We start from the raw sequence: 17,335 nt of genomic DNA, 5'->3' as shown, positions 1-17,335 counted from the left end.
GGAGTCCGCTCAGAGGGTGACGGGGTGAGCCTGCTGGATGCCGTTGATCGTGTGGATGCTGGCCAGCAGGCTGGGGGGAATCGGATCGTCGATGCTCAGCACCATCACCGCATCGCCGCGGACGATGCGGCGGCCGACCTGCATCGAGGCGATGTTCACGTTGTGCTCACCCAGAAGAGATCCCAGCTGGCCGATGATCCCCGGCATGTCCCGGTGGCGGGTGAACAGCATGTGCCGGCTGGGAGGAACGTTGACGGGGAACTCATCGATGGCGGTGATGCGCAGCACTCCATCGGCGAAGACCGAACCGGTGACCTGATGGTCGCCCTGCCCTCCGCGCGAGGCCAGCTGCAGGGACCCCCCGGCGAAATCACGGCTGGATTCATCCCGGATCTCAACCACATGGATGCCGCGGCCACGGGCCTCCAGTGAGGCGTTCACGTAGTTGATGCGCTCGCCCAGGGCACTGGAGAGAAGGCCCTTCAGGGCCGCCACCACCAGGGGCTGGGATGGGTAGGTGGCGAACTCCCCCTGGAGGCGCACTTCCAGCTGATCGAGCGGTCCGCCGCTGATCTGGCTGAGCAGATGGCCGAGGGTTTCCGCGAGCTGCAGGTGGGGCTTGAGCCGCTCCATCACCTCCGGTGTGAGGCCGGGGATGTTCACCGCGCTGCGGGCCGGCAGGCCGAGCAGCACATCCCGGATCTGCTCCGCCACGTCGATGGCCACGTTCTCCTGCGCCTCAGCGGTGGAGGCACCCAGATGGGGCGTGAGGAGCAGGTGTTCCTCCACGCCGCGCAGGGGGGAGGCCGGGTCGAGGGGCTCGCTGGCGAAGACATCGATGGCGGCACCGGCGATGACGCCGGAGCGCACGGCCTCCGCCAGGGCCGCCTCGTCCACGATGCCGCCCCGGGCACAGTTCACGATGCGGGCCGATGGCTTCATCGAGCGCAGCAGCTCGGCATTGACCAGGTTCTCCGTCTCCGGCGTGCGGGGAAGGTGGAGCGTGATGTAATCCGCCTCGGCGAAGACGCGGTCGAGGTCGGTCAGGCGCACCTGCATCTGCTGAGCCCGCTCAGCCGAGATGAAAGGGTCGTAAGCCAGAAGATCCATGCCCATCGCCCTGGCGACACGGGCCACATGGGAGCCGATCTTCCCCAGACCGATGATGCCGAGGGTCTTCTTGTAGAGCTCGTTGCCGACGTACTTCTTGCGGTCCCAGCCGCCGCTGCGCATGCTGGCGTGAGCCTGGGCCACATGGCGCGAGAGACCCAGCATCAGAGCCAGGGCATGTTCCGCCGCCGCGACCGTGTTTCCCTCCGGTGAGTTGACCACCAGCACGCCGCGCTGGGTGGCGGCGGGAACATCGACGTTGTCGACGCCGACACCCGCACGCCCGATGATGCGCAGGCTTCCGGCCGCTTCGAGGATGTCGGCGGTGACCTGGGTGCCGGAGCGGATCATCAGGCCGTCGTACTCACCGATGACCTCCTTCAACTGGTCAGCGCTGAGACCGGTCCGGACATCGACCTGGGCCACCTGCGACAGGATGTCGATTCCTGCCTGATCGATGGGGTCGGAAACCAGAACCTTGGTCATGAACGGGGCCGTGGGTGAGGGCGAGCCGGGCGAGTGCCCGTGGCCGGTTGAAGTGTAGGGATCGGCCCCTGAGGCCCTTTCCCGGGCCTGGGCCTCCGGACTCGCACGACAGAATGGGCAGCCCGATCCCCCGGTACCCGTGGCCACCTGCGTCGTCGTGCTCTCGAAGCGGTCTCAGCTCGACGACCTCTGCAGCGCGCTCGAACGCCAGGAGCCCGGCCCCTCCCGGCTCGAGCGCATCGGAGAGGGCGAGACACCGGTGGACGCCGTGGACCTCCTCTCCCCCAACATCGGCCGGCGGCGCCGGCAGCAACGGATGGCGCTGTGGCTGATGCCGTTCGGCTTCTTCGCCGGCGCCACCTTCACCCAGATCGCCGACATCCACCCGTTCGCCTTCGCCGGAGCCATCGGCGAGGCCGTCCTGGGCGGAATCCTCGGGATGGGCTCCGGCTGGATGGGCAGCATCGCCGCGGCCGCCAGCGTCACCTCCGACAGCGATGACGCCGTGCGCGTGCTCCGGAACCGCCTCAATGAAGGCAAATGGCTGCTGCTGATCGAGACGCCCATGGGTGTGCCTCTGCCCTGGCCGCTGCTGCAGCGTCAGGCGATGGCCGGCGTGGTGAGGCTCTCCGATTCGTGAGTGGAGGCCTGAGCGCCCTCCTGAGGGACTGCCGCAATCCGGATGCGCTGCGCCCCCTCCTTGTGCAGGCCGAGGCGAGTCTGCGCACCTGGACCGTGCAGGTGACCCCGTTTCTGCCCGGCCCGATCTGGCATGAGCTGACGGAGCGGTTGTCCGTTCTCAGCGAGCTTCAGGTGCAGAGCCATGGCGGGGTGCCCGGTGCGGAGCGCCGCCGACTGATCTTCAGCCGTGCGGAGCAACCGGGCCCGGACCCCGCCGCCGCCGCCGGCTGTGAGGGCCTGGCCGTGCATGCGAACTTCCTCTTCGATCGGCCCAGCGGCGACGAGCTGAGGCAGGCCGTGGAAAGCCTGGGCGTCAGCTCCGGCGCACTGGGAGATGCCTGGCTGTGCGGCGACCGCGGCGGCCAGATGGTCTGCACGGACACGACGGCCGGGCAGCTGGACGGCCGCGGCGTGAGGCTGCGGGATCTCGAGCTGAGGCTGGAGCGGATCGATTGCGACTGGCTGCAGCCGCCCCAGCGCCGGGCTGCCCGTCGCTTCACCTCGATCGAGGCCTCCTGCCGGCTGGATGCCGTGGCCTCGGCCGGATTCGGGATCTCCCGCGCCCGGGCCGCCAGGCTGATCCGCAGCGGCGGCATCCGTCTGAACTGGGAAACGGTGAGCCAGCCCAGCAGGCCGGTGTCAGCCGGAGATCGCCTCCAGCTGGCCGATCGGGGCGAGGTGAGCGTGGAACAGATCAGCCAGACGAAGCTGGACCGATGGCGACTGGAGCTGGCGCGCAGCTGAGGGCCTCAGCAGGGCAACTGCTAGGTTCCTGGTGTCGCACGAGGGGTTGATCCCCTGTCCGGGCGGCGACGTCACGGAGGGAATTCAGGCCTGGGCTCTGACGTTCTCCGACCGGGCGATTAGCTCAGAGGTAGAGCACTACCTTGACACGGTAGGAGTCACTGGTTCGATTCCAGTATCGCCCATTCGTTCTCACAACCTCCGTTGCCGACCGGTCTGATGGATGCCACCGCCGTCATCGGTCTCGGCCGATCCGGCCTCGGTGCAGCCCGTCTTCTGAGCCGGGCTCCGGGCACGATCGTGGTGGGAATCGACTCGGCCGAGGGCGTTCTTCAGCAGGAGCGCGCCGCAGCCCTGAGAGCTGAGGGCATCGCCGTCGCCCTGGGCTGCCCGCTCACACCGGACGCTGTCCGGGCGGCCGCGCCACCCGGCACGGCCATCACACGGGTGATCCTCTCTCCAGGGATCGCATGGGATCACCCGGCCATCGAGGCGATGCGCCGGAGCGGCATTCAGGTCGACGGAGAGATGGTGGTGGCCTGGCAGACCCTGCGGCACACGCCCTGGGTCGGCATCACCGGCACCAACGGCAAGACAACGGTCACCCACCTGCTCAACCATGTGCTGACCCAGGCCGGGCTGGACGCACCGATGTGCGGGAACGTGGGGTTCTCGGCCACCGAGCTGGCTCTGGAACGGCATGGCGGGGCGGCCCCCGAGGCCGTGGTGGCGGAACTGAGCAGCTACCAGATCGAGGCGGCAGCCTGCATCGCACCCCGGGTCGGGGTCTGGACCACGCTCACACCCGACCATCTCGAACGTCACGGCACCATCGAGGCCTACCGGGCGATCAAGCGCGGACTGCTCGAACGCTCGCAGCACCGGATCCTCAACGCGGACGATCCCGACATCGCCCGCTTCGCCGCCAGCTGGGATCAGGCCCTCTGGGTCACCGCCGGCGACCGGTCCGCCCTGCCGGGGGGCATCGCCCCCTTCCTCTGGGTCGAGGGGGACTGGATCCGATCAGAGGAGGACCGGATTCTGCCCGTCTCCGCCCTCGCCATGCCCGGGCGTCACAACCGGCAGAACATGCTGCTCTGCTGCGGAGCCGCCCTCGCCCTGGGCGTCGAAGGATCCAGGCTGGAGCCAGGCTTCCGTTCCTTCAAGGGGGTGCCCCACCGCCTGGAGACGCTGCGACAGCTTGACGGTCTCACGATCATCAACGACAGCAAGGCGACGAACTTCGATGCCGCCGAAGTCGGCCTGGCCGCGATCGATGCCCCGGCGGTGGTCCTGGCGGGCGGCCAGGCCAAGACGGGAGACCCGGAGCCCTGGATCCGACAACTCAGCCACCGTGCCGCGGCCGTGGTGCTCTATGGCGCCTCGCGGCAGGCTCTGGCGGAGCAGCTCACTGCCGCTGGCTACCCCGGCCGGGTCACCCTCTGCACCGGCCTGAATGACGCCGTTCCGATCGGTCTTGATCTGGCCCGGCAACTGGGCTGTCGCACCCTGCTGCTCTCACCGGCCTGCGCCAGTTTCGATCAGTTCCGTGATTTCGAGGATCGCGGCGATCAGTTTCGGCACCTGGTCGAAGCGCTCTGAGCCTGCGATCGGCCAGCGCGTCAGGATGGCAGGCCCGCCTGAACTGCCGATGGCCACCTGGCTGATGAAGAGTGAACCTTCGGCCTACAGCATCAGCGATCTGGCCAGAGAAACCATCACGCTCTGGGATGGGATCCGCAACTACCAGGCGCGCAATCACATGCGCACGATGCAGCCGGGAGAGCTGGTGTTCTTCTACCACTCCAATGCCAGGCCGACCGGCATCGTCGGCGAGATGGAGGTGATCGAAACCGGTGTGATCGATCCCAGCCAGTTCGACACCACGTCTCCCTATTTCGATCCCGCCTCCTCTCCCGAACGCCCCCGCTGGGACTGCGCCAGGCTCCGCCACCGCCGCACCTACCCAGGCATCATCGACCTGCCGACGCTCCGGGAGACCTTCACACCGGAGGAGTTCATCCTGGTGCGGCGCGGCAACCGTCTCTCGGTTCTGCCCGTTCCGGACAGCGTTGCGGAGAGGATCCTCGCCATGATCCCCGCAGGCGCCTGACCCGACGCACCGTGCCCCCTGAACCCGCACGTCAAGGGGACGATGAGCCACTGAGGCCGGGGGCCAGTCTGAGTCAGGCCTGGGATCTGTTCCATCAGGCGCCCTGGCGCTTTCTGGGTCTCTCCGCTGCGGGGAGTGCCGCCTTCATCGGCCTCGGGCTTCTGGCCCGCGCTCTCCAGGAGAGTGAACGGGGAGCGCGGGGGGCTCTGCTGATTCCATCCCTCGTGTTGACCGCCCTCAGCCTGACCATGCCACCGCTGACCGTGGCGCTGGTGATGCGTTTCGGTGACGGTCTGGAGCAGCGCAGCAGCGGACAGCCCCCCCTGCCGGAGGCCCTGCGCAGGGCACTTCTGGTTCCGGCGCTCCAGATCCTGTTGGTGGCCGGCCTGGCCCTGCTCGCCCTGGGGGGATGGGTGCTGATTCAGCCCCTGTCCGACTTCGCCGGTCTCGTGCTGCTTGCCGCGGTGGGACTGGTGGCCCTGGAGCAGATCATCACCCAGCTGTTCGCCCTTCCCATGGCGGTGCTGACCCGGCGGGGCCCCTTCGAGGCGATCCGGAGCAGCCACCGGGTGCTGGCGGCACACCGGTTCGAAGCCACACTGCTGCTGCTGCTGATGGTGGCGGTCGCGGCCGGGGGGCTGCTGCTGATGGTGGGCGGGGTGCTGATCAGCCTGCCGATGGCAATCCTGATCCAGATCAGCTGCTTTCGCCGCTGGCAGCGGCGCCATTCAGACGGGTGAGGCGTCAACGCCACCGGCATCGGTGAGAGCCCCCTGTCGCAGCAACCGCAGCGAGGCCATCAGCGCGCGGGTCGCCGCTCCGTGCCAGGCCCCCTCGACGCCGCGACGGCCGGGCTGCGCCGGCGTGAGGACGAACCGGAGCGTGCGCTGCTGGCGACAGCCCTCCAGCTGAACCCACAGCTCACCACGCTCGAGCTCCAGGCAGAGCTCCTCCTCGGGCATCAGATTCGCCGAGCAGCGAGACCATTCCCGCTCCAGATCGGCCGCCGCGCGGGCCAGGTCGTGACCCTCCTGCAGCGTGAACTCCGCAGCCCAATCCTCTCCGGCAAGCAGCAGGGCATGGGTCTCGCGGGTTCTGTCCAGGCTGAACCGCCAACCAGGTCCCTCCTCAACGATCACCCGTCCTGATCGGGAGGTCAGACCAGCGGTTCACTGCAGCCGACTCAGCCGGCGAGCAGAGCGGGCTGGTCCTGTTCATCGCTGAGTTCCACGATCGCCCGCTGAACGGGCTTCAGGGGTGCTTCCTCGAGCAGGCCGTCGAAATCGTCAAAGCGGCGCTGCTTGGCGCGGAAGGCAACCCTCACGGTGGTGAGATACCGGTTGCTCGACTTGGCGATCAGACTCTCGGCCCTCTGGGCGAGGTCGTTGGCATTGGGATGAAGGCTCAAGCGCGAGGTGCGGCAACGGAGAAGCTGACTCTAGGCGAGGCCCTCAGGCCAGGAGATCCGGCGAAAGGCTCACCCGCACGGGGTAGCTGCGCGTGGGCCGGCCGGGCGCCCGGAGCACGATCTGCCTGGCCAGGCCCAGGGCCAGGATCGGGGCTCTGAGCAGATCGATCAGGGCGTTGACCTCCTCCAGGTGGGCGCCGTCGACGCAATGGACCCGAAGCACCCCCCAGAGGCGGGAGAACTGGCAGTCCTGCAGCGGCTCGAGGCGATCCCAGAGGTGAGGCTCCTCCCTGTAGAAGGAGAACAGAAGTCGCTGCAGGCGCTCTCCACCCATGACACTTGATCGACCGTCTCTTCCCAAGCTGGCGAGGGAGCGCGCCTGAGGAACCCGCCAGCAGGAAAGCTTCAAGAACTCAGCCATGCACGGCACGCTTGCGATCGACCTGGGCAGCACCACCACCGTCGTGGCGTTTCAGGCCAGCGGCAGCCCGACCTGCGAGCTGGTGGCGATCCCGGAGCTCTCGCTCGGGGATCCTGCCGTCATCCCCAGCCTGGTCTGGTCCCGGGGCGGAGCGGCGATGGAGGCCCGAGCCGATGGAACGATCCCGGATGGGGCGGTCCTGGTGGGCCGGCAGGTGCTGGAGGCGGGTCTGGATGTGGCTCCCGCCACCGAGCTGAAGCGGGATTTCAAGCGCTGGATCGGTGCTCCGCCCGGCGTGGAGCGTCCCGTCGAGGCCTCGCTTCCCGCGTTCTCTGCTGAGACTGCGGGCTCGCTGCTGATCCAGCGACTCTGGGCGCGTCTGCCCGGCGAGCTGGTGCCCGACCGGCTCGTCCTGACCGCACCGGTGGATGGCTACAGGGCTTACCGGAGCTGGTTGATGGAGGCCGTGGCCTCGCTGGACATCCCCGAGGTGGCTCTGGTGGACGAACCCACCGCCGCGGCCATCGGTGCCGGGGTGCCGGCCGGGTCCCGACTGCTCGTGGTGGATCTGGGCGGAGGAACGATCGACATGGCGCTGGTCGCCCTGGAGGGGGGAGAGGGACGGGCAGCGCCCCTTGCCCAGCTGCTCCGGTTCGCGGGGCGGGACCTGCCGCAGCGGGACTCCGGCGGCCAGACGCTGCGATGCGCCAGGGTGATCGCCAAGGCCGGCCTCCGTCTGGGCGGGCGGGATGTGGATCGCTGGATCGCCCGGCATCTCTGCCCGGATCGGCCGGCTTCCGCGGCCCTGCTCCGGGCGGCCGAACGGCTGAAGTGCCGCCTCAGTGACGCTGAGGTGAACGGCCGTGAGGACCCAGCGGAGGAGGTGGAACTGACCGGTGACGGGGACCCGGACACCGCTCGGCTGAGGCTGACGCGGAGTGAACTGGACGATCTTCTGCAGCGGAACGGCCTGGAGGGCGCACTCGACCGGATGCTGGAGGAGGTGCTCACCGGCGCCAGGGCTGGCAGCGTGGCGGAGGAACAGATCGATGCGGTGCTGCCGGTGGGCGGGTCCGCCCGGCTGCCCCTGGTGCGTCGCTGGCTGCAGGAGCGCTGCGGACGCTGGCGCTGCCTGGACCGCCATCCGATCGAGGCCGTCTCCCGGGGAGCCCTCTCGCTGACGCCGAACGTGGCAATCCAGGATGTGCTGCATCGGGGCGTGAGCCTGCGCACCTGGGACCGTCGTCAGTCGGTGCATCGCTGGCACCCGCTCTTCCTCGCCGGCCAGACCACGCCCACCACCACGCCACTGGAGCTGGTGCTCGGCTGCCAGCATCCCGACCAGCCCGCGATCGAGCTCGTCCTGGGTGAGCCCACGCTGCGCTCCCAGCGGGAGGTGGTGATGGTGGACGGCCTGCCGGTGGTCATGCCTGTCGGACAGGACGACGACCCGGAACGGGAGACGGCACGACCCTGGCCAGGTGATCCCCTGACCCTTCCGCTCAGCCCCCCCGGTCAGCCGGGCAGCGACCGCGTGCTCCTGCGCTGGTCGATCACGGGCCGCGGCGCCCTGACCCTGAGCTGGAGGGATCTGCTCACAGAGGCGGAGATGGGTGAGATCGTGCTCGGCACGCTCCGCTGAACCCTCACGGCAGGTCGGAGCGGAGACGCAATCCGCCTAGGATTGCAAAACCCCTTCATTTCAGGCGTTGGCCCTGCGCCGCCACCGGCTCCCGCGGTTCTGGCTGGTGGCCACCCTGTCCCTGGTGGCGGCCGGAGTCGGATCGGCCCTCTGGTGGGAGAAGCAGCTGCCCAGACGACTCGAGGCCGCGGCCGCGCGGGGGGATCTGGAGGCCTGCCTGCGGTATGGCGAGCAGATGGCCGCCCTGCGCTGGTTGTCAGGCGGTGGTCAGGACGCCCAGGCGGGATGCCGCCGAACCCAGGCGGAGCAGCTCTGGAGCCGCTCGGAATGGACCGGCGCCATCGCGCTCCAGCGCAAGCTGGCCCAGTCACCGGTTGCCCTTGACAGCGACAGGGAGCGGCTCGTGGTCTGGGAGGACCAGCTGCGCAACCAGGCTGTGGAGCGCTTCCGGGAGGGTGATCTGGACCGTTCCCTGGCCCTGCTCGAGCCCCTCGGCGTCGCCGGCAACGCTGATGGCGACGCCCTGGGCGACACCTTCAGGGAGATCTGGAACCGCAACCAGCTCGACCATGACCGTGGGGATCGTCTGGTCCGGGAGGAGCGCTGGTGGGAAGCCCTCGCAGCGATCAACCGGCTGGATCACCCGTGGTGGCAGAACCGGGCCGCCGATCTGCGACGCAGGGCCGAGGCCGGCATCGAAGCCAGCCGCGAAGCTGAGGAGGCTCTGCACACCCATGGCGACGGCCCCTCGGATGCGGTGCCGGCCGAGGAGCTCGACCCGGTTGTGCAGCGCCACCTGGCTGCCGGGATGGATGCCTGGCAGGCGTTCGAGGCGGGCTGCCGCGAGCTGGGCGGTCGCATCGAGGAGTTCGGACCGGAAAGCGCCTGCCGTCGCTGACCGGCGGATCCGGATCAGTCGGCGGCGGGCTCCTTGATCAGATAGACGCCCTCCTCTCCGTCGATCGCGGCCAGACAGAGATGAATGCGCTCCAGCCGGCTGGTGGGGACGAGCCGGCCGCAGAAGTCGGGCTGAATCGGCAGTTCGCGGTGGCCCCGATCCACCATCGCGACCAGCTGCACGCGGCGGGCCCTGCCCCAGGTCTGAAGCGCCTCCAGCGCGGCACGCACCGTGCGCCCGGTGAAGATCACGTCATCCACCAGCACCACCTCCCGGTCTTCGACCGACGCCGGCAGCTGCGTGGGTTCGACCAGCCGCGTGCCGACCCGCTCGAGATCATCCCGGTGGAAGGTGGGGTCCAGCGTTCCGCGGTCCACGGGATGGCCGGAGACGCGTTCGATCTCGGCGGCCAGCACATCGGCAAGGGCCACGCCGCGGGTAGGAATTCCTAGGAGCACCAGATCGCCGGCGTCCTGGACGCTCTCCAGCACCTGGGAGGCCAGGCGTCGGATGGTGCGGCGCAGAGCCTCCGCCGAGAGGATCTCTACCCGCTGCAGGGCGTCAACCGCGCCGGAGCTTCGTTCCATTCTCACCGTCTGCGCCCATCACACTAGGAAGTGGACTGTGTTCAGGTTGTCTGACCTGAGCGGGCCGGCGTGCTGCGGCTGAAGGCCCCAGGGTTAGCGTTGGATCATGAAGAAGTGCTGAAGAAGACCCGGTGCCGGTATCCGTCCCCTCTTCATCGTCCGGTCCTGAGCGTGACTCGCACGCGGCCCCAACGGGTCGAGCCTCCGTGGCTCCGGTGGTGCTCACCATCCTCGATGGCTGGGGCTATCGCCCTCAGAGCGACCACAACGCGATCCGGCAGGCCGACACCCCCGTCATGGATGCGCTCTGGAGCGCCTACCCCCACACCCTGATCCAGGCCAGCGGAGCCGACGTGGGCCTTCCCGACGGGCAGATGGGCAACTCCGAGGTGGGGCATCTGACCATCGGTGCCGGGCGCATCATCCGCCAGGAGCTGGTGCGGATCGGCCAGGCCGTCCGGAATGGCGATCTGGCCCCGAACCCGGCTCTCCAGAGCCTTGCGGCCGAGCTCCGCTCCAGCGGCGGCACGCTCCATCTGATGGGACTGTGCTCCGAGGGGGGAGTCCACAGCCATGTGTCCCACCTCATCGGGCTGCTGGAGTGGGCTGCCGCCAACGCCATCAACGATGTGGTCATCCACGCCATTACCGATGGTCGTGACACCCCCGCCCGCAGTGCTGAGTCCGCACTCACCACGCTTCAACAGGCCATCGACGCAACGGGCACCGGAACCGTCGCCACCCTGTGCGGTCGCTACTGGGCCATGGACCGGGACACCCGCTGGGAGCGCACCGAACGCGCCTACCGGCTGATGGCCGAACCCGGCGAGCCCTCCGGGGCCTCTCCGCTGCAGGCCCTCGCCGCGTCCTACGCCGACGGAGTGGGCGATGAATTCCTTGAGCCCGTGCGTCTCCAGCCGGGCCATTTCAAGGATGGCGATGGGCTGATCTGCTTCAACTTCCGGCCCGATCGCATGCGCCAGATCCTGCATGCCCTGGTCAGCAGGGACTTCCAGGGCTTCGAGCGGGGTCCGGTGCCGGCTCTCGATGTGGTGACCTTCACTCAGTACGAACGGAATCTGCCGGTCCGGGTGGCCTTTCCGCCCGAGAGCCTCGACGGTCTGCTCGGTCAGGTGGTGGCCGATGCCGGCCTGTCGCAATACCGCACCGCGGAAACGGAGAAGTACCCCCACGTCACCTACTTCATGAACGGGGGCATCGAAAAACCCTTCGCCGGTGAGGAGCGGCATCTCGTGCCCTCACCGAGGGTCGCCACCTACGACCAGGCTCCCGCCATGTCCGCCGTGGAGCTGACCGACAGCTGCATCGACGCCATCCGTCAGGGCACCTACTCCCTGGTGGTGATCAACTACGCCAACCCCGACATGGTGGGCCACACCGGCCGCATGGAGGCCACCACCGAGGCGATCGCCGCGGTGGATGCCTCGCTCGGGCGCCTGCTCGAGGCCACCAACCGCATGGGCGGCACGATGCTGATCACGGCCGACCACGGCAACGCGGAAGTGATGCAGGGAGAGAACGGCCAGCCCTGGACCGCCCACACCACCAACCCAGTTCCATTGATCCTGGTGGAGGGGGAGAAGCGCAAGCTGGCCGGCTACGGCAATGCCATCCAGTTGCGTGACGGAGGCGGGCTGGCGGACATCGCACCCACCTTGCTCCAGATTCTCGGACTCGCCCAGCCTGCCAACATGACCGGTGAGTCGCTGGTGCGCCCCCTCAGCCTGCCGACTCTGCCCAGAACTCCCCAGCCCGTCTGATTCGCCATGGTCGCCACCGTCCTGTCCTGGATCTGGATCGCCACGGCCATCCTTCTGATCATCAGTGTTCTGCTCCACAGTCCCAAGGGAGATGGCATGGGTGGTCTGGCCGCCAGCGGCAGCTCCATGTTCAGCAGTGCCAGCAGCGCGGAAGCCACACTGAACCGCATCAGCTGGACGCTGCTGACCCTCTTCCTCGGACTGGCGGTGATTCTGAGCGCCGGCTGGCTGTGACCTCGTTTCTCATCCGCGTGCCCCACGACGCTTCAACGGACCACGACCATTCCATCGCGCTGCCGCGACGCAGCGTCCTCCAGGCCCTTCTGGGTGTCTCCCTGCCACTGGCCCTGCCGATCCCGGCGGCGCTGGCCGCCTCTGCGGCAGACGATCCGGCCTGGGATCTGACGCCACAGCAGTGGCGCAAGCGCCTGTCCAAGGAAGCGTTCGAGGTGCTGCGCCAGGAAGGAACGGAACGCCCCTTCAGCAGTCCGCTCAACAATGAGAAGCGCGACGGCACCTTTCTCTGTGCCGGCTGCGGTCTACCCCTGTTCAGTTCGGTTACCAAGTACGACAGCGGCACCGGCTGGCCCAGTTTCTACGACCACCTTCCCGACGCGATTCGCACCAAGGTGGATTTCAAGCTGATCATCCCCCGCACCGAGTACCACTGCCGCCGCTGCGGCGGGCACCAGGGTCATGTCTTCAATGACGGCCCCCGACCCACCGGCAAGCGCTACTGCAACAACGGCGTCGCCCTGGTGTTCGAGCCCGGCTGAAGCGCACTGAAAACGAGGAACAAAAAAGGAGGGCCTGAGCCCTCCTGCTTCGTCCGTCCGGCCGCTGCACGTGGCACCGGCCATGGCCAACCGATGAGGGGTCGCGGCGCATGGCTGCGACCCCTGCGTGGATCGGATCAGTAGTCGAAGTCGCCGCCCATGCCGCCGCCACCGGCGGGGGCCGCTTCCTTCTTCTCGGGCAGATCAGCCACGATGCACTCGGTGGTGAGCACCATGCCGGCGATCGAGGACGCGTTCTGGAGACCGGAGCGCGTCACCTTGGCCGGATCGACGATGCCGGCGCTGAGCATGTCCACGTACTCGCCGTTGGCGGCGTTGTACCCCTCGGTGAACGGCTTGGACTTCACGTTCTCAGCCACAACCGCGCCGTTGGCACCGGCGTTCTCGGCGATGCGCATCAGCGGAGCCGTGAGGGCGGACGCAACGATGCGGGCACCGATCAGCTCCTCACCGGTGAGGTTGGCTGCTGCCCACTCCTCGAGGGTGGGGGCGAGGTGAGCCAGGGTGGTGCCGCCACCGGGAACGATGCCTTCCTCAACGGCCGCCTTGGTGGCGTTGATGGCATCCTCGAGGCGCAGCTTGCGGTCCTTCATCTCGGTTTCGGTGGCCGCACCCACCTTCACCACGGCGACGCCACCGGCCAGTTTGGCGAGACGCTCCTGCAGCTTCTCCTTGTCGTAGGAGGAATCGGTCTCGTCGATCTGCTTGCGGATCTGCTCGCAGCGGGCCTTCACCGCCACCTCGTTGCCTTCGGCCACGAGGGTGGTGGTGTCCTTGTTGATGGTCACACGACGGGCGGTGCCCAGCATCTCGAGCTTGGCGTTCTCGAGCTTGAGACCGGCGTCCTCGGTGATGAGCTGGCCGTTGGTCAGCACTGCCATGTCCTCGAGCATGGCCTTGCGGCGATCACCGAAGCCCGGAGCCTTGACTGCGGCGACGTTGAGCACCCCACGCAGGCGGTTCACCACCAGGGTGGCCAGGGCTTCCTTCTCGATGTCCTCGGCGATGATCAGCAGAGGCTTGCCGGTGCGGGCGATCTGCTCGAGCACGGGCACCAGATCCTGAACCAGACCGATCTTCTTGTCGGTGAGGAGGATGTAGGGCTCATCGAGCACCGCTTCCATGCGCTCGGTGTCGGTGGCGAAGTAGGGGGAGATGTAACCCTTGTCGAAGCGCATGCCCTCGGTGACCTCCAGTTCGGTGGTCATGGACTTGCCTTCCTCGAGGGAGATCACACCCTCTTTGCCGACGCGGTCCATGGCGTCAGCGATCATCTGGCCGACTTCCTCGTCGTTGCCGGCGGAGATGGTGCCCACCTGGGCAATGGCGCTGCTGTCGCTGATGGGCTTGGCCTGTTCCTCGATCTTCTGGACCAGGAAGTCGGTGGCCCGGTCGATGCCGCGCTTCAGGGTGATGGCGTTGGCTCCTGCCGCCACGTTGCGCAGACCGGCCTTGACCATGGCGTGGGCCAGAACGGTGGCGGTGGTGGTTCCGTCGCCGGCCGCATCGTTGGTCTTGGAGGCGGCCTGACGGATCAGGGAGACACCCGTGTTCTCGATGTGGTCCTCGAGCTCGATCTCCTTGGCGATGGTGACGCCGTCATTGATGATCTGGGGAGCACCGAACTTCTTCTCGAGCACGACGTTGCGTCCCTTCGGTCCGAGGGTCACGGCAACGGACTCAGCCAGGATGTCGATTCCCTTCTCCAGGGCGCGACGGGCCTGCTCGTTGTAAATGATGCGCTTGGCCATGAGAGGCGATTCGAATGGTGTATGGGGTTCGTGAACGACGCGTGAACGCGCTCAGCTGACGACAGCCAGGATGTCCTTCTCGGACAGCAGCACGTACTCATCCGTCGAGAGCTTGATGTCCGTGCCGGCGTACTTGCTGTAGAGCACCTTGTCGCCGACGCTCACTTCGGGAGCCTGGCGGGTGCCGTCGTCGTTGCGCTTGCCGGGGCCCACCTGGACCACCTCACCGACCTGGGGCTTCTCCTGAGCCGTATCGGGCAGGAGGATGCCGCCGGCGGTGGTCTCCTCCGCAGCGGACACCTTCACGAACACGCGATCTCCGAGCGGCTTGACCGTGGAGACGCTGAGGGAAACAGCAGCCATGGTTGGAAAAATGACGGGGATGTGGCGCGGTGCACCACAGAAAAACGGGCTGCCCGGCGCTGGACCTGGCACTCATGCCCGCTGAGTGCCAACGTATGGGTTGAGGCGTCCGTAGCGCCACCGCTTCGGCGTGCGGTTGACCGAACAGGAACCGTCCATCAGGGCGGCCCGGAGGAGGGGTGGCGAGCGGTGGTAAGGTTGCCGCGCTTTGGGTGGAGCACATCCGCCGCAACACCCCTTTTCCTCCATACATATGGCTGCAACTGCCTCCGCCGGCACGACAGGCGTCGTCCGTCAGGTCATCGGTCCGGTTCTGGATGTGGAGTTTCCCGCTGGAAAGCTGCCCCGGATCTTCAATGCCCTGCGGATCGAGGCCAAGAACTCCGCCGGACAGGATGTGGCCCTGACCGCCGAGGTGCAGCAGCTGCTGGGCGACCACCGTGTGCGTGCCGTGGCCATGAGCAGCACCGACGGCCTCGTCCGCGGCATGGAGGCCATCGACACCGGTGCCCCGATCAGCGTCCCTGTGGGTGAAGCGACCCTCGGACGGATCTTCAACGTTCTCGGCGAGCCCGTGGACGAGCAGGGCCCGGTTCCGGCCAGCGCCACCGCGCCGATCCACCGGGAGGCCCCCAAGCTGACCGAACTGGAGACCAAGCCCAAGGTCTTCGAAACCGGGATCAAGGTGATCGACCTCCTGGCTCCCTACCGACAGGGCGGCAAGGTCGGCCTCTTCGGCGGCGCCGGTGTGGGCAAGACCGTTCTGATCCAGGAGCTGATCAACAACATCGCCAAGGAGCACGGCGGTGTGTCCGTGTTCGGTGGAGTGGGCGAGCGGACCCGCGAGGGCAATGACCTCTACGAGGAGTTCAAGGATTCCGGCGTGATCAACGCCGATGATCTGAGCAAGTCGAAGGTGGCCCTCTGCTACGGCCAGATGAACGAGCCTCCGGGTGCCCGCATGCGGGTGGGCCTCTCGGCGCTCACCATGGCGGAGCACTTCCGTGACGTGAACAAGCAGGACGTGCTGCTGTTCATCGACAACATCTTCCGCTTCGTGCAGGCCGGCTCCGAGGTTTCTGCCCTGCTCGGCCGCATGCCCTCGGCTGTGGGCTATCAGCCCACGCTCGGCACCGACGTCGGCGAACTGCAGGAACGCATCACCTCCACCCTGGAGGGTTCGATCACCTCGATCCAGGCGGTGTACGTTCCGGCCGATGACCTGACCGACCCGGCTCCGGCCACCACCTTCGCCCACCTCGACGCCACCACGGTGCTCAGCCGTGGCCTGGCCTCGAAGGGCATCTATCCGGCCGTGGACCCGCTCGATTCCACCAGCACCATGCTGCAGCCCTCCGTGGTGGGAGAGGAGCACTACCGCACAGCCCGCGCCGTGCAGTCCACCCTGCAGCGCTACAAGGAACTGCAGGACATCATCGCCATTCTCGGCCTGGATGAACTGTCCGAAGAGGACCGTCAGACCGTGGACCGGGCTCGCAAGATCGAGAAGTTCCTGTCCCAGCCCTTCTTCGTGGCTGAAGTCTTCACCGGCATGCCCGGCAAGTACGTGAAGCTGGAAGAAACCATCGCCGGATTCAACATGATTCTCTCCGGTGAGCTCGACGATCTGCCGGAAGCCGCCTTCTACCTCGTCGGCAACATTGATGAGGTCAAGGCCAAGGCTGCCAAGATCGCCGCTGAAGCCAAGGGTTGAGGCACCCCCCTGCAGCGCCGGCACAGCTGTGCCGGCGCTGCAACCCACCCGTTCCAACCATCCATCCCCTGAACCCCTGCCACACCCATGTCGCTGACGCTGCGCGTTCTTTCTCCTGATCAGAACGTCTTTGACGGTCCGGCCGACGAGGTGATCCTTCCCAGCACGACCGGTCAGCTGGGCATTCTTCCCGGTCACGTGTCCCTGCTCACCGCTCTGAGTATCGGTGTGATGCAGGTCAGGGAAGGCAAGGAGTGGCAGTCGATCGCCCTGATGGGCGGTTTTGCCGAAGTGGAAACCGATGAAGTGACCGTTCTCGTCAACGGTGCCGAACTCGGCTCCGGCATCGACTCCGAGGCGGCCTCAAACGAACTCAGCAGCGCCCGCGAAGCCGCTGAGCGGTTCGAGGGCACCCCTCCCAGTGTGGAGAAACTGCGTGCCCAGCAGACGCTGGAGCGAGCCCGTGCTCGTGCCCAGGCGAGCGGCAGCACGGACGCCTGATCGGACAGGCGACAGCGCAACACACAACCCAATTGGTCGCGATCGATTGGGTGCTCCCGACCCGTTCCCGGATCGTCCGTCCTTGCGTCCTGTCCGGTGCATTGAAGCTGAGCCGACCACCGAGGCCGATGAACAGCAGTTCAGTGAAGCGAACCACAGCTCACTGATCGGGGGCTTTCCTCCGTCGACGCACTGATGCATCCGTCGACGTGACCGTTCAGGTCTGGCTTATCCAGACGTGCGGCAGAGAAAAGCCCACGTACAAGGGCTGGGCTGCACGTGGGCTTCGATCCCTGGTGGGTGAACGCCGTGGATCAGGCTTTCAATCGATCTGTCAG

The 17,335-nt window shown here is 67.4% G+C and carries 19 protein-coding genes and 1 tRNA gene; 13 read left to right on the top strand and 7 right to left on the bottom strand.

Annotated elements, in window-relative coordinates:
- Positions 1-9: 9 nt before the first annotated feature.
- Positions 10-1,596 carry a phosphoglycerate dehydrogenase gene (gene serA, locus EVJ50_RS13860; protein WP_150884638.1) on the bottom strand — a complete coding sequence of 529 codons (1,587 nt, stop codon included), beginning with the start codon at positions 1,594-1,596 and terminating at the stop codon, positions 10-12.
- Between the two features lie 139 nt (positions 1,597-1,735).
- Here serA and EVJ50_RS13855 point away from each other — a divergent pair, with 139 nt between their 5' ends.
- From EVJ50_RS13855 to EVJ50_RS13830, 6 genes are all read left to right on the top strand, one after another.
- Positions 1,736-2,236: a hypothetical protein gene (locus EVJ50_RS13855; protein WP_150884636.1), complete on the top strand. Its 501-nt coding sequence runs from the start codon at positions 1,736-1,738 to the stop codon at positions 2,234-2,236.
- Entirely contained in the window at positions 2,233-3,021 is a 789-nt protein-coding gene (locus EVJ50_RS13850; protein WP_191964793.1) for a photosystem II S4 domain protein, read from the top strand. The genes EVJ50_RS13855 and EVJ50_RS13850 overlap by 4 nt, the downstream gene beginning before the upstream one ends.
- A gap of 113 nt (positions 3,022-3,134) precedes the next feature.
- Positions 3,135-3,206: transfer RNA gene (locus EVJ50_RS13845), tRNA-Val, on the top strand.
- A 34-nt stretch (positions 3,207-3,240) separates the two neighbouring features.
- Positions 3,241-4,623, top strand: a complete 1,383-nt coding sequence (gene murD / locus EVJ50_RS13840; protein WP_150884632.1) for a UDP-N-acetylmuramoyl-L-alanine--D-glutamate ligase — start codon at positions 3,241-3,243, stop codon at positions 4,621-4,623.
- Positions 4,624-4,672: 49 nt separating this feature from the next.
- Positions 4,673-5,134, top strand: a complete 462-nt coding sequence (locus EVJ50_RS13835; protein ID WP_150884630.1) for an EVE domain-containing protein — start codon at positions 4,673-4,675, stop codon at positions 5,132-5,134.
- 11 nt (positions 5,135-5,145) lie between these two features.
- Positions 5,146-5,874 carry a hypothetical protein gene (locus EVJ50_RS13830; RefSeq protein ID WP_150884628.1) on the top strand — a complete coding sequence of 243 codons (729 nt, stop codon included), beginning with the start codon at positions 5,146-5,148 and terminating at the stop codon, positions 5,872-5,874.
- Here the strand turns inward: EVJ50_RS13830 and EVJ50_RS13825 are convergent.
- From EVJ50_RS13825 to EVJ50_RS13815, 3 genes are read right to left on the bottom strand one after another with little or no spacing between them, the layout of a single operon-like run.
- Entirely contained in the window at positions 5,863-6,273 is a 411-nt protein-coding gene (locus tag EVJ50_RS13825) for a DUF1818 family protein (protein WP_191964792.1), read from the bottom strand. The genes EVJ50_RS13830 and EVJ50_RS13825 overlap by 12 nt on opposite strands.
- A 44-nt stretch (positions 6,274-6,317) precedes the next feature.
- Positions 6,318-6,542 (bottom strand): DNA-directed RNA polymerase subunit omega, encoded by a 225-nt coding sequence (locus tag EVJ50_RS13820; protein ID WP_150884624.1) that lies wholly within the window; start codon positions 6,540-6,542, stop codon positions 6,318-6,320.
- Between the two features lie 43 nt (positions 6,543-6,585).
- A complete protein-coding gene (locus EVJ50_RS13815; protein WP_150884622.1) occupies positions 6,586-6,876 on the bottom strand; it encodes a hypothetical protein in 291 nt (96 codons plus the stop codon).
- A gap of 85 nt (positions 6,877-6,961) precedes the next feature.
- Here EVJ50_RS13815 and EVJ50_RS13810 point away from each other — a divergent pair, with 85 nt between their 5' ends.
- Both EVJ50_RS13810 and EVJ50_RS13805 read left to right on the top strand, forming a co-directional pair.
- Positions 6,962-8,605: an Hsp70 family protein gene (locus tag EVJ50_RS13810; RefSeq protein ID WP_150884620.1), complete on the top strand. Its 1,644-nt coding sequence runs from the start codon at positions 6,962-6,964 to the stop codon at positions 8,603-8,605.
- A gap of 67 nt (positions 8,606-8,672) precedes the next feature.
- Positions 8,673-9,503, top strand: a complete 831-nt coding sequence (locus tag EVJ50_RS13805; RefSeq protein WP_150884618.1) for a hypothetical protein — start codon at positions 8,673-8,675, stop codon at positions 9,501-9,503.
- 14 nt (positions 9,504-9,517) lie between these two features.
- Here the strand turns inward: EVJ50_RS13805 and pyrR are convergent, their stop codons facing one another.
- Positions 9,518-10,090, bottom strand: coding sequence for a bifunctional pyr operon transcriptional regulator/uracil phosphoribosyltransferase PyrR (pyrR, locus tag EVJ50_RS13800; RefSeq protein WP_150884616.1), 573 nt, complete (start codon positions 10,088-10,090; stop codon positions 9,518-9,520).
- Positions 10,091-10,305: 215 nt separating this feature from the next.
- On the opposite strand from pyrR, the gene gpmI reads away from it, so the two are divergent.
- The 3 genes from gpmI to msrB are packed head-to-tail and all read left to right on the top strand — an operon-like array spanning position 10,306 to position 12,647.
- Positions 10,306-11,871, top strand: coding sequence for a 2,3-bisphosphoglycerate-independent phosphoglycerate mutase (gene gpmI, locus EVJ50_RS13795; protein ID WP_225322965.1), 1,566 nt, complete (start codon positions 10,306-10,308; stop codon positions 11,869-11,871).
- 6 nt (positions 11,872-11,877) lie between these two features.
- Positions 11,878-12,105, top strand: a complete 228-nt coding sequence (secG, locus tag EVJ50_RS13790) for a preprotein translocase subunit SecG (RefSeq protein ID WP_150884612.1) — start codon at positions 11,878-11,880, stop codon at positions 12,103-12,105.
- Between the two features lie 59 nt (positions 12,106-12,164).
- Positions 12,165-12,647: a peptide-methionine (R)-S-oxide reductase MsrB gene (gene msrB / locus EVJ50_RS13785; protein WP_150885072.1), complete on the top strand. Its 483-nt coding sequence runs from the start codon at positions 12,165-12,167 to the stop codon at positions 12,645-12,647.
- 137 nt (positions 12,648-12,784) lie between these two features.
- Here the strand turns inward: msrB and groL are convergent, their stop codons facing one another.
- Positions 12,785-14,419, bottom strand: coding sequence for a chaperonin GroEL (groL, locus tag EVJ50_RS13780; protein WP_150884610.1), 1,635 nt, complete (start codon positions 14,417-14,419; stop codon positions 12,785-12,787).
- A 51-nt stretch (positions 14,420-14,470) separates the two neighbouring features.
- Positions 14,471-14,782, bottom strand: a complete 312-nt coding sequence (groES, locus tag EVJ50_RS13775) for a co-chaperone GroES (protein WP_150884608.1) — start codon at positions 14,780-14,782, stop codon at positions 14,471-14,473.
- Positions 14,783-15,029: 247 nt separating this feature from the next.
- On the opposite strand from groES, the gene atpD reads away from it, so the two are divergent.
- On the top strand, positions 15,030-16,496 hold the full coding sequence (gene atpD / locus EVJ50_RS13770; RefSeq protein ID WP_150885071.1) for a F0F1 ATP synthase subunit beta: 1,467 nt from the start codon (positions 15,030-15,032) through the stop codon (positions 16,494-16,496).
- 87 nt (positions 16,497-16,583) lie between these two features.
- A complete protein-coding gene (gene atpC / locus EVJ50_RS13765) occupies positions 16,584-16,997 on the top strand; it encodes an ATP synthase F1 subunit epsilon (protein WP_150884606.1) in 414 nt (137 codons plus the stop codon).
- The last annotated feature ends 338 nt before the right edge of the window (positions 16,998-17,335 follow it).

It is taken from the genome of Synechococcus sp. RSCCF101, from assembly GCF_008807075.1.
In the GTDB taxonomy this organism is placed as follows: Bacteria; Cyanobacteriota; Cyanobacteriia; order PCC-6307; family Cyanobiaceae; genus RSCCF101.
Note: the sequence above shows the minus strand (reverse complement) of the source record. Positions and strands in the feature narration are given on the sequence as shown.

What these genes read in the sequence shown, in the direction of transcription:
- EVJ50_RS13835 (WP_150884630.1), top strand. Translation starts at nt 4,673, where the DNA reads ATGGCCACCTGGCTGATGAAGAGTGAACCTTCGGCCTACAGCATCAGC.
- groES (WP_150884608.1), bottom strand. Translation starts at nt 14,782, where the DNA reads ATGGCTGCTGTTTCCCTCAGCGTCTCCACGGTCAAGCCGCTCGGAGAT.
- groL (WP_150884610.1), bottom strand. Translation starts at nt 14,419, where the DNA reads ATGGCCAAGCGCATCATTTACAACGAGCAGGCCCGTCGCGCCCTGGAG.
- secG (WP_150884612.1), top strand. Translation starts at nt 11,878, where the DNA reads ATGGTCGCCACCGTCCTGTCCTGGATCTGGATCGCCACGGCCATCCTT.
- pyrR (WP_150884616.1), bottom strand. Translation starts at nt 10,090, where the DNA reads ATGGAACGAAGCTCCGGCGCGGTTGACGCCCTGCAGCGGGTAGAGATC.
- EVJ50_RS13810 (WP_150884620.1), top strand. Translation starts at nt 6,962, where the DNA reads ATGCACGGCACGCTTGCGATCGACCTGGGCAGCACCACCACCGTCGTG.
- murD (WP_150884632.1), top strand. Translation starts at nt 3,241, where the DNA reads ATGGATGCCACCGCCGTCATCGGTCTCGGCCGATCCGGCCTCGGTGCA.
- EVJ50_RS13815 (WP_150884622.1), bottom strand. Translation starts at nt 6,876, where the DNA reads ATGGGTGGAGAGCGCCTGCAGCGACTTCTGTTCTCCTTCTACAGGGAG.
- serA (WP_150884638.1), bottom strand. Translation starts at nt 1,596, where the DNA reads ATGACCAAGGTTCTGGTTTCCGACCCCATCGATCAGGCAGGAATCGAC.
- atpC (WP_150884606.1), top strand. Translation starts at nt 16,584, where the DNA reads ATGTCGCTGACGCTGCGCGTTCTTTCTCCTGATCAGAACGTCTTTGAC.